The sequence below is a fragment of the bacterium genome, from assembly GCA_016699595.1.
Taxonomy (GTDB): Bacteria; Patescibacteriota; Dojkabacteria.
The window spans coordinates 143,458-157,845 of the sequence record CP064982.1; the positions used below are offsets into that span (position 1 = coordinate 143,458).

The 14,388-nt window shown below is 33.4% G+C and carries 13 protein-coding genes; 5 read left to right on the plus strand and 8 right to left on the minus strand.

The window, feature by feature from the left end:
- Window positions 1-19: 19 nt before the first annotated feature.
- From tadA to IPJ91_00820, 3 genes are all read left to right on the plus strand, one after another.
- The gene (tadA, locus tag IPJ91_00810; protein QQR93682.1) at window positions 20-2,032 is read left to right on the plus strand and encodes a Flp pilus assembly complex ATPase component TadA; all 2,013 of its coding nucleotides are present in this window, start codon (window positions 20-22) and stop codon (window positions 2,030-2,032) included.
- 62 nt (window positions 2,033-2,094) lie between these two features.
- A complete protein-coding gene (locus IPJ91_00815) occupies window positions 2,095-3,147 on the plus strand; it encodes a PilT/PilU family type 4a pilus ATPase (GenBank protein QQR93683.1) in 1,053 nt (350 codons plus the stop codon).
- A 32-nt stretch (window positions 3,148-3,179) separates the two neighbouring features.
- Window positions 3,180-4,403, plus strand: a complete 1,224-nt coding sequence (locus tag IPJ91_00820) for a type II secretion system F family protein (GenBank protein ID QQR93684.1) — start codon at window positions 3,180-3,182, stop codon at window positions 4,401-4,403.
- Window positions 4,404-4,431: 28 nt separating this feature from the next.
- Here the strand turns inward: IPJ91_00820 and IPJ91_00825 are convergent, their stop codons facing one another.
- From IPJ91_00825 to IPJ91_00860, 8 genes are all read right to left on the minus strand, one after another.
- Window positions 4,432-5,037 (minus strand): hypothetical protein, encoded by a 606-nt coding sequence (locus tag IPJ91_00825; GenBank protein ID QQR93685.1) that lies wholly within the window; start codon window positions 5,035-5,037, stop codon window positions 4,432-4,434.
- A 70-nt stretch (window positions 5,038-5,107) separates the two neighbouring features.
- Window positions 5,108-5,611 (minus strand): type II secretion system protein, encoded by a 504-nt coding sequence (locus IPJ91_00830; protein QQR93686.1) that lies wholly within the window; start codon window positions 5,609-5,611, stop codon window positions 5,108-5,110.
- 106 nt (window positions 5,612-5,717) lie between these two features.
- On the minus strand, window positions 5,718-6,620 hold the full coding sequence (gene secF / locus IPJ91_00835) for a protein translocase subunit SecF (GenBank protein QQR93687.1): 903 nt from the start codon (window positions 6,618-6,620) through the stop codon (window positions 5,718-5,720).
- 12 nt (window positions 6,621-6,632) lie between these two features.
- Window positions 6,633-8,096 carry a protein translocase subunit SecD gene (gene secD / locus IPJ91_00840; GenBank protein ID QQR93688.1) on the minus strand — a complete coding sequence of 488 codons (1,464 nt, stop codon included), beginning with the start codon at window positions 8,094-8,096 and terminating at the stop codon, window positions 6,633-6,635.
- A gap of 74 nt (window positions 8,097-8,170) precedes the next feature.
- Window positions 8,171-10,948, minus strand: a complete 2,778-nt coding sequence (locus IPJ91_00845; GenBank protein QQR93689.1) for a hypothetical protein — start codon at window positions 10,946-10,948, stop codon at window positions 8,171-8,173.
- A gap of 26 nt (window positions 10,949-10,974) precedes the next feature.
- Window positions 10,975-11,331 (minus strand): hypothetical protein, encoded by a 357-nt coding sequence (locus IPJ91_00850; protein ID QQR93690.1) that lies wholly within the window; start codon window positions 11,329-11,331, stop codon window positions 10,975-10,977.
- Window positions 11,328-11,792 (minus strand): HEPN domain-containing protein, encoded by a 465-nt coding sequence (locus IPJ91_00855; protein ID QQR93691.1) that lies wholly within the window; start codon window positions 11,790-11,792, stop codon window positions 11,328-11,330. Before IPJ91_00855 ends, IPJ91_00850 begins: the two co-directional genes overlap by 4 nt.
- Before the next feature lie 13 nt (window positions 11,793-11,805).
- On the minus strand, window positions 11,806-12,369 hold the full coding sequence (locus IPJ91_00860) for a winged helix-turn-helix transcriptional regulator (GenBank protein QQR93692.1): 564 nt from the start codon (window positions 12,367-12,369) through the stop codon (window positions 11,806-11,808).
- Between the two features lie 253 nt (window positions 12,370-12,622).
- Here IPJ91_00860 and IPJ91_00865 point away from each other — a divergent pair, with 253 nt between their 5' ends.
- The gene (locus tag IPJ91_00865) at window positions 12,623-13,351 is read left to right on the plus strand and encodes a type II secretion system protein (GenBank protein QQR93693.1); all 729 of its coding nucleotides are present in this window, start codon (window positions 12,623-12,625) and stop codon (window positions 13,349-13,351) included.
- Window positions 13,351-14,388: a type IV pilus assembly protein PilM gene (pilM, locus tag IPJ91_00870; GenBank protein ID QQR93694.1), complete on the plus strand. Its 1,038-nt coding sequence runs from the start codon at window positions 13,351-13,353 to the stop codon at window positions 14,386-14,388. The genes IPJ91_00865 and pilM overlap by 1 nt, the downstream gene beginning before the upstream one ends.

Here is a 14,388-nt window from a genome sequence, read left to right on the forward strand (position 1 = left end):
TATAAAATATATAAGTTTCATGATATCAAATCTGCCCATTCAAAACAATCAACCTGATATAGGTAGTAGCACTACTGGAAAATCTACGCAATCATTCCAGAATCGAGCGAATACAAATGTATTGCCAAATCAATTTCCATCAAACTTAGCGAATTTTGGCAAACCAAATGTTGTTGCTACACAAAATCCAACTGCGAATAATAATCCAAATATTTCCTCGTTTACACCTATTCTAGATCAACTTTTTGCTAACGGAAAGATCGGAGAGAATGATTACTCAAGTTCAAAGGAAGAGATAGTCAAAAATGGAGTCCCAGAAGAATTTTATATAAAAGATCACAATTTATCAGATGAAACGGATATCACGATTGCAAAGTCAAAAATTTACAATATTCCGTATGTAGATTTGAAATCTTTGGACATTGAAAAGAGTATTGTGACAAAGATAGATTCAGATCTTGCTAGAAGTCAAACTATTTTGGCATTTGGAATCGGAACTATAAGTTCTCCGGTAATTTCTAACCAAGGTAACTCAGAAGTAGAGGCTTTGAAAGTCGCAATGTTTGACCCTATAGATCAGCAAAAGGTCAAGTTTATCGAAGCAATGATAAATGGAAAGATAATTCCATTTATAGCAGAAGAAAGTGTTATCAGGTCGCTTATTGAATCTAAATATAGTAATGATAATTTGATCAAGCAGGATGTCGGAAAGGCACTTGAAGATGTTGAACACAATGTAATTCAATTACAAGAAGAATTACTAAATGAAGATAGTTTGGCTAGAAGTGTCCAAAATGCACCTATAGCTCGGATAGTATCTATGATCTTGGAATATGGCATGAAGTTTCGTGCTTCTGATTGTCACATAGAACCTAGAGAGAAGAAACTTTCTGTGAGGTTTCGAATACATGGTATTTTGATGGAAAAATTAGATCTTCCTTCGGAAATTACAAATGCTGCGGTATCTAGAATCAAGATTTTGTCAGACCTGAAAATTGACGAACATAGAATTGCACAAGATGGAAGATTTGAAGCACAGTTCGGTAAAACGAAGGTTGATCTTCGTGTCTCTATAATGCCGACAATTTACGGTGAAAAGATAGTGTTGAGATTTTTGGACAAAACATCTGGAGTCTTTCCTTTGGAAGAGACTGGCTTAAGGGGAAATGCATACAAATTGTATAAGGAGAGTTTGTCAAGAACGCAAGGGATTATTCTAGTTACCGGACCAACTGGTTCAGGTAAGACTGTAACTTTATCTTCATCTCTTGCTATTCTCAATAAACCTGAGGTAAATATAGTCACATTAGAAGATCCAGTCGAAGTACGAGTGGATGGAGTAAATCAAGTCCAAATAAATGCTGAAGTAGGACTAACTTTTGCTAATGGTCTTAGGGCATTTTTGAGACAAGACCCGGACGTTATCATGGTAGGAGAAATTCGAGATCAAGAAACTGCACAATTGGCAACTCAAGCTGCTCTAGTTGGGAGACTTGTCTTAGCAACATTACATACTAATTCTGCTGCTGCTGCGATTCCTAGGCTTTTAAATATGGATATAGAACCATTTCTACTTGCTTCAACTATAAATTTGGTAATGGCACAAAGATTGCCTAGGAAAATTTGCGAACATTGTAAAACTGTACACGAACCAACACCTGAGCAAACAAAGAGGATTCATGAGGTATTGGCAGGTATCAAAGGTTATGACAATTGGAATCAAGGTATTCAACGAAATATACCGAAAGATGATGGCGAAAGTTCGGTAAATACTACAGAAAATTCAATTAAGCTATACAAAGGTAAAGGTTGTGAACGCTGCAACAATACTGGCTATCAAGGCAGGATAGGGATTTTTGAAGTTCTGAAAGTTGATGAGAAGATATCTAAAATGATTGTCGAACATAGAACAGCAGCAGAAATAGAGCAAGTAGCAAAAGATAATGGAATGATAACAATGATACAAGATGGCTTTATGAAAATGTTGGATGGTATAACTACATTTGAAGAGGTTTTGAGAGTGCAGAATTAAATTATAAAATAATTGTATTATTAAAAAATATACGAACAGTTTCAAATTTAGGATAGAAAATTATGAACCTAATAGATTTACTCAAAACAACAATAGAAAAAAATGCTTCAGATCTACACCTTATAGCAGAGTATGAGGCATATATAAGAATTGATGGTCAGTTAGAACCCCTGACAAAGATACTTAGTAGCGATGAATTGGTAGAAATGTGTATGAGTATATTAACTCCAGAGCAAAAAGAAAGATTTTTTGAATCAAAAGATTTGGACTTTGCATATAGTTTAGAAAGTGGTGATAGATTTAGGATAAACTATTTCTATTCCAAAAATACACTTTCTGCAGCATTTCGCCATTTGCCAAACACAATTAAGTCGTTGGATGAACTTATGTTGCCACCTATTTTCAAGGAGATTACAAAAGTTCAGCAAGGTTTTGTTCTTTTAGTCGGACCTACTGGAAGTGGAAAATCTACTACATTGGCTGCTATGATACAGGAAATAAATACAAGAGATAAAAGAAATATAATTACATTGGAAGATCCTATCGAATATATTTATCCAAAGGTGACTTCAATAGTGAGGCAACGAGAGCTGTACCAAGACACTTATGATTGGGATATGGCAATGCGTGCAATGCTTAGAGAAGATCCGAATGTAGTCTTGATCGGGGAAATGAGAGATGCATCAACTATCAAGTCAGCATTGAAGATAGCTGAAACTGGACATTTGACATTTTCTACCTTACATACAAACTCAGCATCAGAAACAGTACAAAGAATTGTCAATACATTTCCTGCAACTGAACAAGGAGAAATTAGAGCTATGCTTGCTCAAACAATTACTGCAGTGATATCACAAAGGTTGGTCCCAGTGTTTGGGGGTGGCAGACGAGCTGTTATTGAATTGATGATTCAAACTCCGGCAATTGCTAGTCTGATTCGTGAAGGCAAAGAATTTCAGATAGACAATACAATCCGTACATCTGGTGATTTTGGCATGATAACTATAGAAAAATCGCTTGTTGAGCTTATAAGAGCTGGACAAATAAGTGTAGAAGATGGGCAAAAGTATGCTAGAGATCCAGGTGAGATAATTAGATTGATGAAAACAATTTAAAGATATTTTATATTAAACAATTTATTACATACATGAAAACTTTCATATATCAAGTAATTGATTTGGATGGAAAAAGTTCCTCAGGAGAAATTGAATCAAAATCAAAACAAGAACTCCTTTCAAACTTACAAAGAGATGGTTATATAGTTGTCCATATAGAGGAAAAGTCAGATTTTGATCTGAGATCATTAACTAGGATAGATATGACAGGTGTTCCTTCTAAAGATAAAGTGTTTTTTATGAAGCAATTCTCTATAATGGTTACAGCAGGTATACCAATTGCAGAAGCATTGGAAATACTTGCTAAGCAAGCAAAAAATTTCACCCTTAAGACCATTTTGACAGATGTACAGAAAAATGTTGAAGATGGAAATTCATTGAGTGAATCATTTCGTAAGCACAAAAAACTATTTACCGATGTGCAAATAAACCTGCTTAATGCTGGTGAATCTTCAGGTAAATTACCAGAAGTTATTGAAAAAATAACAAAGGATATTGAAAGAAATAGAGAATTTGTAGCAAAAATCAAAGGTGCAATGATTTACCCTATCATAGTTTTTGTAGTTATAATATTTGCAGTAATTATACTTATGGTTTTCATGATTCCTGAAATGACGAAATTATTCGATTCATTTGGAGCAGAACTTCCTAAACTTACTCAAGTTATGGTTGGAATATCAAATTTTTTGAATCCAGCAAAAAGTTATGGAGGTATAATTCTTACAGTCATATCGATCATATCATTGATCTATTTAAGATCATACAGGAAGACTGCATCAGGAAAAATAGTAACAGATAAAGTAATATTGAAAGTACCTATACTTGGAAAGTTAACTAGAAATTTGGATTTAGCTCAGTTTACTAGAATTTTGTCAGTGCTTTTAAGTTCTGGAGTTACCATTTCTGAAGCACTAAGAATTACTGCTGGAGCCGTTGGCAATTCTTTGTACAAAAGTGCAATCTTTGAAGTTGTTGATAATGTAGAGAAAGGAACTTCCGTCTCAGCTGCGATGTTTCAGACCAAGGCATTTGAGAATGTTCTGGTATATATAGTAGATACAGGTGAAAAGACTGGTAAGCTAGCCAAGGTTTTGGCAGATATGGCAGATTACTATGAGGTTGAAGTAAAAAATATGACGGATAATTTATCCAAGCTTCTTGAACCATTTATACTTATTATCGTTGCTATAATGGTTGGCGTTCTTGCAATGGCGGTATATTTGCCAATATTTAAAATGGCAAGTGTCATAAAGTAGCGATTAAAGATTCTGGAAGGTAGTTTACTTATGGGAAAACCAAGCTTTTTATCTTTTCTCCATATAGAAAGTAAATAAGTACACCAGTTGATAGAAAGGGAATTAATGGTAATCGAGTTTTCAAATTGTTTCTGAAGTTTGACTTGTCCATTAATGACTTGAATACAGAAAGAAATATTCCAAATGTTGCTCCTAGTATAAACCCTACAAGAATTGCTAGATAGCCTCCATATATTCCACAAATCAAACCAATTATTGCACCTACTCTTATCTCTCCACCTCCTACTTTACCCTTTGTCAAAATGATCAGTAGTACAAAAAATAGAGAATATATAATTGCTCCTAAAATATTTTGATAACTAAAAGTTTCACCAAAATTAGCAGGTAAAAATAATGATAAAAAATTCAATGTCCCAAAGAAAACTATAAAGGTAACAGCAAGAGCATCATTTATTTCATAGTAAATAATGTCATATATTGACAAAAATACAAGAAAAAGCAGTTGAAAAATTACTATGTAATTGACTAAGTTAGAACTTATTTTTGTAAAAAGATGGTGATTTACAAACAAAAACATCACTGCAGATGCTATAAATGATAGCCAAAGAGTTTTATTGCCAAAATAACTTTTCATATATTAGATCTTAACACAAAAAAAAAAGACATCCAACTGGATGTCTTTTAAAAACTAATTTCAGAGAAATTTAATTACTTGCTGGTGACAAATTCTCTGAAGAACCACCACTTTCTTGGCAAGCATAAAGAAAGAATGTTTGTGGATTCGTATTAGAAGATGGTTGATAAACTACTCTCCAAGAATCAGCTGTAGATGTGCCACAGCTAGTGTTTACGGCTGCAGTAGTTGGTGCTGTAGCACTTGGTGCCAGAACATTTATAGCATTTAGACCTTTTGTACTCATTGTAATTCCGGTACCATAGTTTCCTCCAGAAGGCATAGTAGCATAAATAATCTGACCAGACCTTGTAAGAGCTGTAGGATATTGTTTATATTGTCTATAGTAGTCTTGTATATATGTAACTACAGATCTTGTATCAGCAAGTCTAGCAGTATCTCTAGCTGCTCTTTGTGCATAGTTTAGCCCAGCCAAACCTGCAACTACCAATATGGCTATGATAACCATAACGACCAAAAGTTCAACTAAGGTGAATGCGGAATTTGTTTGTAAAAGTTTTTTTGTGTTTGTCATAAGAATTTATTTCTCAGATGAATTAAAAGGGGTTTTCTGAGTAAAGGTTAATTCATATAGTTTATACAAATTATCAAAAATGAAGTCAAGTACTTTTTAGCCAAATTTACTTCTTTATCCTTCTACTTTGAAATAGAAGCAAAAGCTGGCTTGCAACAAATATAGAACTATAAGTCCCAGAAATCATACCGATCAAGAGTGCTCCAATAAACCATTTCAAAGTTACAGGACCAAGTAGGAACATAGCTACTAGAACTATAACTGTAGTTAGGGTCAAGATGATTGATCTAGCTAATGTTTCATGCAAAGATTCGTCTATAGTTTGAGACATATCAAGCTTCACCTCTCTTGATTTCCTTGAAAGCATTGCCTTTTCCCTTATCCTATCAAATACGACTATAGTGTCATGAACAGAGAATCCAATTACTGTAAGGATTGCAGTAACAAAAAGAAGGTCAATCTCGATTCCCCAGAAATGTCCAAGTATAGCAAATATACCAATGACTATTAGAGCATCATGTAGAAGAGCCAGTATTGCGGAAATCCCAAATTGAAATGAATTGAAAGGTTTTGGAACTTCCCGAAATGTATATGTCAAGTATAATACTATACCAGCAGAAGCAATAAATATTGCAGTCATGGCAGATACAGCTTGCGATCTTCCTGTATCACTTGAAATTGTTTCCGAGCTGATCTTTATCGCATTGGGAAACTTTTCTGACAGGGATAGGTTGATAGCTTTTATATTCTCTTCATCCAAAGGATCGTAGAGAGCTTTGAAGTTACCATTGCCAAAAAAAACTTTTTTTGGTTTATCTGCTAAGCTATCTATATATTCTCTAAATTCTTCTACTTCTATATCTTGCAGTTTATATTCGATAATTGTTCCACCTTTGAAATCTATACTCAATTTCAGTCCCCAAATTGCTATAGATATTATACTTAGTATAAGAAGCAAGATAGTTATAAACAGGTAAATTTTATTGTTTTTTGTAAAGCTAAATTTCATATTTTATTAAATTTATGAAGACAAACCTCTAGCTACCCTCAAAAGCCTTCTTGTGATAAATATAGCAGTGAACAAAGATACTATAACTCCGAGTGAAAGGTTGACAGAAAAGCCTTTTGTGATAGTGCTACCAAACAAAAATAATATGAGAGAAGTCATCAGCGTACTAGTATTGGAATCTCTTATAGATGTCCATGCATGTGCAAAACCAAGTTTTATAGATGTATTCATACTTGCACCACGCTTTCTTTCCTCTTTGATTCTTTCAAATATAAGTACATTTGCATCCACTGCCATCCCTATCGAAAGTATGAAACCAGCAATTCCAGCTAATGTTAGGGTAATGCCAAGTAACTTTATAATCGCAAGATTGTATATAGTATATAAAATTAAAGCAACCGAGGCGATAATTCCAAGCTTTTTGTAAAGAATAATCATAAATACAATAAGTATGAATATCCCTACTCCACCGGCTACAAAAACTTTCTCTAGTGCATCTTTTCCTAGCGTAGGATCCACCAATCTTTCCTCCGCTAATTCTAATGGAACTGGCAAAGCACCAGCTCTAAGTAGGTTTGAAATCTGGCTTGATTCTTCTTGAGTAAAACTACCTTGTATAACTGGTCTGTTGGAAGACCCACCACTAGAAAAGTAATCCAGGTTAATTTGTGGAGCTGACAGGATTTGGTTATCAAACATTATAGCAACTACTTTCCCCAAATTATTTCTAGCTACATTTTCAAATTTCTTTGCTCCTTCTTCAGTAAATTCCAATTGGATCCAATAATTTTGAGTGCCGTCAGTATTCAAACCTCCTTCTTGAGCAAGAATTGCATTTGCTGTTTTCAAATCTTTTCCAGTAATATCTGTTTTTTCATAATTTAAGTAAATATCATATTCAAGTGATAGACTTGAAGTATCAACCAAGTCAGAACTTTTCTTCTGCCAAAATTCAAGATTTGCAGCTTGTTTCAATGTTGCAATCTTTTCTTCAACATTTGCACCACTGCCAGGTATCTCAATGATGACTTTATAATCATCACCATTGATAGATGTAAATATATTTGTTTCGTTTATGCCAAATTGATTTATCCTATTTTCTACTATTTTTTTGGCACTTTGTAAGCTTTCCAGTTTATTTTCATCAGGAATCTCAGACATATTTGCCTTGAGCGCTACATAAGTACCTCCTTGTAAATCTAAACCTAAGTTGAAACTTGGATTACCAATAGGAGTTTTTAAGGTTTTGTCTATAGGATATATCTTTTTCGAGTCATTAGAATTTTGAGTAGTTACTTCATAAATCTTTTGATTGTCAATAAAATTTTTTGAAGCTAAAAATGCAAAGATTCTCGATACTGGAGATAAGTCATTTAAGACGATGTCTCTTTTAATCCGTGTCTCCGGAAAGATTATCAATAGACTTACAAAGGTAATAATAGTTAGTAAGTACAAAAATATTTTTGATCTTGACATGTGCAAATTCTATCATATAAATTATCATTATCAACTCAGAATAGAGTTTTCTATGCTCTATTTTGAAAATAATACTAATATCCTTCTAGTAGTTTAAACCAATTGATACTCCGCCCCGTATCAGCTAATCCCTTTACTTCAGAGAAGTTTACCTCTACATCATAAAGTTCGTAATTAATACTAACTTTGTTGGTAGGATTGATATCACCGTTGTAGTATCCTTTTGGTTGAGTTTGAACAACTAAATAGTTACCTGCAGGCATTTCATCAAATTCATAATAACCAGATTCATTCGTAGTCGTGATTCCAAGCACTTCACCCGATTCTGTTCGTAGTTCTAATAAAACATCTCTGATAGGTTCATTCGTGTTTTGATTATAAACAATTCCGGATATTTTGTTGTTGATTTCTCCAAAAAGGTAATTCTCTCCATTGTATGCAGTAACTTGTATATCATAATGCTGGTCATTGACTGTAATACCTCCCAAACTTCCTATTGTATCTTTGCCGTCAATGTATCCTGGTTGTATTTCTCGCAAACTATACTGACCTTTTCTTACATTATAGAAAATGTAAAATCCATTTTTGTCTGTATAGGCTTTTTCTGTGTAGTATATAGTCGGACCGCTGATACCCACTCTATAAGTGCCTTCCAAAACAATTTCAACTTTAGGTATTCCAACTTCATTGTTGTCCTTCTGCCCATTATTATTTTTGTCTATATATACATAGCCAGATAAAGATGGAAGGACATTACTTTCTCCAAATGGGATATATTGATCACTATCTGTGTATAATTCTACCTCAATGCCATTTCCATTTTGTGTAGATATGAAGCCAGTTGGTTGTATTTCTTCTAGTAAATATGTACTTGGTGATAATTCACTAAATTCAAAAGATCCATTTTCATCAGTTAAATATTCTTGAATTAAATCTTTTTGATTATAAAGATTTAGATTAACATTGGCAATGCCAGATTCATTTAAGTCAAGTTGATTGTTTTTATTTAAGTCAAGATATACTCTCCCATATATAGATCCTTTGCGTTCGCTGAAATTTTGATTTGCTGTATCCGTGCTTTGATGATCGACTGTGATTGAATTTGTAGAATTGATACTACCATCAAAATATGTACTAGGTTGTCTTTCTAATATCGTATACTGATCGGGTACTATTGAATCAAAGTTATAGTATCCATTTTTGTCTGTACTAGAAGTAGCGAGTTGATTTTCACCATCCATCAAAAGTACTTCGACATCTGATATTCCTTCAAGTGGATTTCTGTCCTCTCTGTAAACTCTTCCACTTATATTCGCTGGTATAGACTCTCCGAAGTTAACATTAGGAATGGATGTATTGTATGCATTGATACTGAAATCAAATCTGTTTGTAGGTATCTGTATAGAAACCAATCCATCAGGTTGTACTTGTTCTACATAGTAATTATTAAGATCGTTAGTTACAGGCATATATACAAATTCATAGTACCCATTGATATCAGTCTGTGTAGTCTCTAGAAGCTCTCCTGATAATGATTTCAAATTCATAGCTACATTCTCTAGTTTTGTTTCTCCACTATCATACTGACCATCCTTGTCTTGGTCAAGGTAACTGATTCCAGAGATCTTTGTTAGATATGGATCTGTACCTATTACTGGCAAACTTTGTATCTCATTCAAGTTCAGTAACCATACATTTGCATCAGTACCTATACTAGATACTGCAAGCACATTTGTATTGTCATTGTATGTAAGAGCAGCAAGAGATCCTGTTGCAGGAATATTGGCTACAAGTTCCCATGTGTATAGATTCTTTGTTCGAATTACTTCTTTATTTGTAGTAATTATATATACATAACCATCGTTATCTACAGCTATAGGATTGTATTGTTGCACTGGTAGTCTTCCTCCAGGAAGTGTATGGAGGGTTGCATTTGCACTAGAGTTCTTTATCGAGAATATGCCGTTTGAACTTGTAATTCCTATTATCTTATCTTCCAATCTTGTCAGGCGGGCAAATGGATGAGGTCGTGAATATGGGATGAATTGGCCAAAGTTTATTGATTGCCAATCATTTGGAGTATTTGCTACATTGCGCATCAATTTATAATCAGTATAAGAATTTGCAAGATTCCTAACTAAAGCATATTTAGTACCATCTAAGTCAGCAATATCATATGTCCTATAGTCGCTAGGTTGGCCAAATGATGTCCATGAATTACCACCATCAGAACTAACTAGTATGTTACTAAATACATTGACTTGTGCATCATCGATATTCCCGTTTGCTATATACCAATCATTTCCCACGTGGGTTTGACCTAATGAATGAACTACATTTGGCAAAGTTCTAAATTTGATTATTCCTTCTTTAGGAGTGAATGTATACACATTGCCTAGCTCCCAACCATCACCGTTACCTGGGTCAGTACCAACTATGTACATCTTGTCATTGTATACATCTATATCATGAATCCCATCATCATCATACACATTATGTGTGACGCCACTATTATCTTCAACTATGGGCACTAATGTTGTGCTACCATCGTACTGAGCAAGTAAGCCAGCTGAGCATTCACTCGGTGCACAGCCACTTATCCCTATGTACAATTCATCTCTATAATACTTCATTGCATAGATCCCAAAATTTTGATTTGTGCCAGCTCCACGAGCATTATAAGCTTGAAATGTATACAATGCATTCACATTTAGTCCTTGAGGTAATATTGTTTCTGTAGCTTGAACTACTTCTATCAACTTGTTTGGCTTAATGTTTAATAAAATAGATCCTGTCAATATCAAAAAAGTAAGTAGATAAGTGAATTTAGTTTTGTAATTATAGCCACTCATGGTGTTTTTGTTTTTATAGTAATAAATTATTTGTTATTATTTTCCCAAATTAATATAGATTCTTCAAGTGCATCTTCAAGAAATCCCTCACCGTTTGCAAGTAAATCCAAAAATTCTTCTTCAGTGTATATCAATGGATTTAATGGTGGATATGATTTATCATAATCCCGAACCAATTTAATTCTATCTCTAAACTTCAAATCAGTAGTAGCTATAACTATAATGTCGATCTCTGATGGCCCATTTTGCGGAAACCTCTTCAGTCTGGCATATTTTCCAAATAAATATATTTTTTTTGTATCGAAACAAGAGGTGATAAGTTGAATTATTTTTTCAACGATCAGGTTTAGATCTGTGTTGTTTATATGATTGTCAGTTATCATTTCACATATAATAATGTTCGAATCTTGTCCAAAATATCTATCGCTTCTTCAAGTGATTCTGCAGCATCTCTCTCAGAGATATATTCATGTGGGGTTCCTTGTTCTCCTGGAACTAGAAAAGGATACCTGGATATAAAAGTCAAACTTTCAATTGTCTTAAATCTAAATTGAATGTGTTTGAAGTTGCTGTTTGCTGAATTGCACATAGCTACAAGTAATGCAATTTTATGAACCTTTGGTGGTCTATAACCTGAAAAAACCAAAACTGATTTCAATGCCTTTTCTACTGCTTGTTCTGATTGGTAACATGACCATTCAAAAAAATGATTGTTGAAACTAATTCTAGATGCAGCGATATCAAATTCTGCCTGTCTTAGCCAGACATTCCATCTTTTTGAAGTTTTGTTTAGAGGTGTAAGGTAAGCTATGACTTTGTCAATCTTAATACATGACGATGTCAATACTAAGCACTTTTTAATTTATATCCAATTCGATGTGATCATTCAAAAGCCAACCCATGAGTTGCAATTCTCTTCGCATCAGCTTCATATTCCATTCTTCCATACTCATGACTGTATAATTTAGTATTCTTTCATACTTTCTTTCCATTTTTTGCATAAACTCTTCGAGTATATTTATTTCTATCTCTCCAACGAATGCTATGTCAATTTCATTTTCTGAATTTTTATTTAGTTGTTTTGCATTATATAAGTAATTTTTCGTTATAATCAACTTTTGAAGATTTTTGAGTGCATTTTCTGAAATAACATCACCACATATCATGTAATCAATCCAAAAAAGGTTTCTCAAAGACTTACATTGTGGGAAATTACCTAAAGAAAATAAATTTCTTTGAAGATCTTTTTTAGACTTTAGTACTCCGACAGATTGCAAGTTTTCGAGTTCTCTTTTGACAGCATTTGGTTCAGCTTCAATTCTTCTAGCTATTTCTCGTAAGTGAAGTTCGACATCGTTATCTAGTAAAAATAATTTCAGTATTTCAATCCTAGTTTTTGAAGTAAGTAAATTATCTAACATACAAAGTATTCTAGGTAAAAAGTCTAAACTAATTATAATAAAGCTTAACAAAAATAAAGATATTTAATAATCTGTAATTATCTATATTATATACAACATTAAAAGACAAGCCAACAAGTTTATATAGTTTAGTAAATATTTCAGAATTATGGCACAATCAAATTTGATTCTCAAGTATCAAGGTGATAAAAGTGCTTGCAATTAAAAGTCAGAATACTTAAAATTACTTTTAAGATTATCGATCACTGCCTAAATGTTCAAACACACTAAACTTCATAAAGATAAATATCTACTTGCTTCTAAGATGAGGAATCGTCAGGCGTTCACTTTGGTCGAAATAATTGTAGTAATGACTATGATTTCTGTAATTATTCTTGTGTCATTGTATGCACTTGGTAAATTTTACAAAAATACTATATTGGAAAGTGCGACAAATGATTTAATTAATAATCTCCAATCATTACAGAGTTATGCAAATTCAAATTATATTCCAGACTCTACTAATCTCGATAACATTTGGAAGCCTCCGTTTGTTTATACTTTCGGATTTATTGGAGACATTAACGAACAGGACTATGAAACAAAAGTTCTTCCTTATGCATCTTTGGATTCAAATTCAATACCAATTTTCGATATAAATGGAAGGCAGTTCAATTTGATAAATGAATTTGCAAAATTAGATTTGAAATCAGTTAAAATTGAAGTTTTCTCCGATAATTTCACGGGCAGTTATGAATGTCAAAATTGCATTACATTTATCGGTTATCAATCTAGGTTTATTGTACAAAATAATCTTGTATATAAGATGTGTCTTAGGTTGTCAAGCAGGGATGAAGATTTATCAACTAATGCATTGGCAAAATCAAGAACAATATATATAAACAGCAAGGAGCAATTAATTAAAGAAATTACAGGCCAAGAATCAATGTACTCATGCTTTGATTCACACATTCCAGAGGATGTGCCTGGTTGGAATACATAATGACAAATTTCGTAGGTCTAGATATAGGCAATTACAAAATCAAAATATCGCAAATAGAATGGAGAAAGGGAAAGCCAGTTCTTATAGCTCTTGGCGAAACTGATACTCCGAATGGCACTATGGGATCTGATGATGAGAATCAACAGAAACTGCTTGCGAGTAAAATCGAGGAATTATTTCATGAAAGCAAAGTCAACACAAGAAAAGTTGTTGCAGCTTTGCCTGAGATATCAGTAACTTCCAGATTGGAAATAGGATTCCCAAAGCTAGAGGAAGATGCTTTGAATGAAGCGATTATCTACGAAGCAAAGAAATATATATCTTATCCATTGGAAGAAATGCAGATAGATAAGATGATTATTGGAGAAAGGGATGTAAATAACGAAAAGAAACTTGATATTTTTTGGGTTGCAACTTCAAAATCAAATGTAAATAGATTTATAAAGATTTGTAAGTATGCAGATTTAGAAATCTTGGCACTTGAGACTGAATCTATCGCCACTGCACGTACCATAAAGAATTTTTCTCAACAAGGTGAAGTTGTTGTTATAGTAGATGTTGGGTCCAATGGCACGGAAATTTCTGTTGCCCGTGATGGTATTTTGCTTTCATCGCAAACTGTAGGGATAGGATCTGATGCAATAACTAGAACTATAGAAAATTCCTTTGGTATTGATTATATTAAAGCAGAAGAGATAAAGAGGACTTATGGCATGAATAAAGAAGTTGTGAATGGGAAAATTGCAGACGTGATAGAACCTGCCGTAAATCTTATGTTTGTTGAAATAAATAAAACAATAAATTTTTTCAAAGCTCGCCTGCCAGAGGCTGTGCCTACTAGGATTTTTTATGTTGGAGATGGAAGTAGAATGCCTGGTCTTATTGATGCTTCAAATACTTCACTAAATATCCCATCATTTTTACTCAACTCTTTCAAAGGTCTGTCTTTAAGTTCTAACCTAAAAGATAGAATAAAGAGCTATTCTGGTATTGGTTTTAATGTTTCGGTAGGACTGGGTTTGAAAGTTGATAATTAA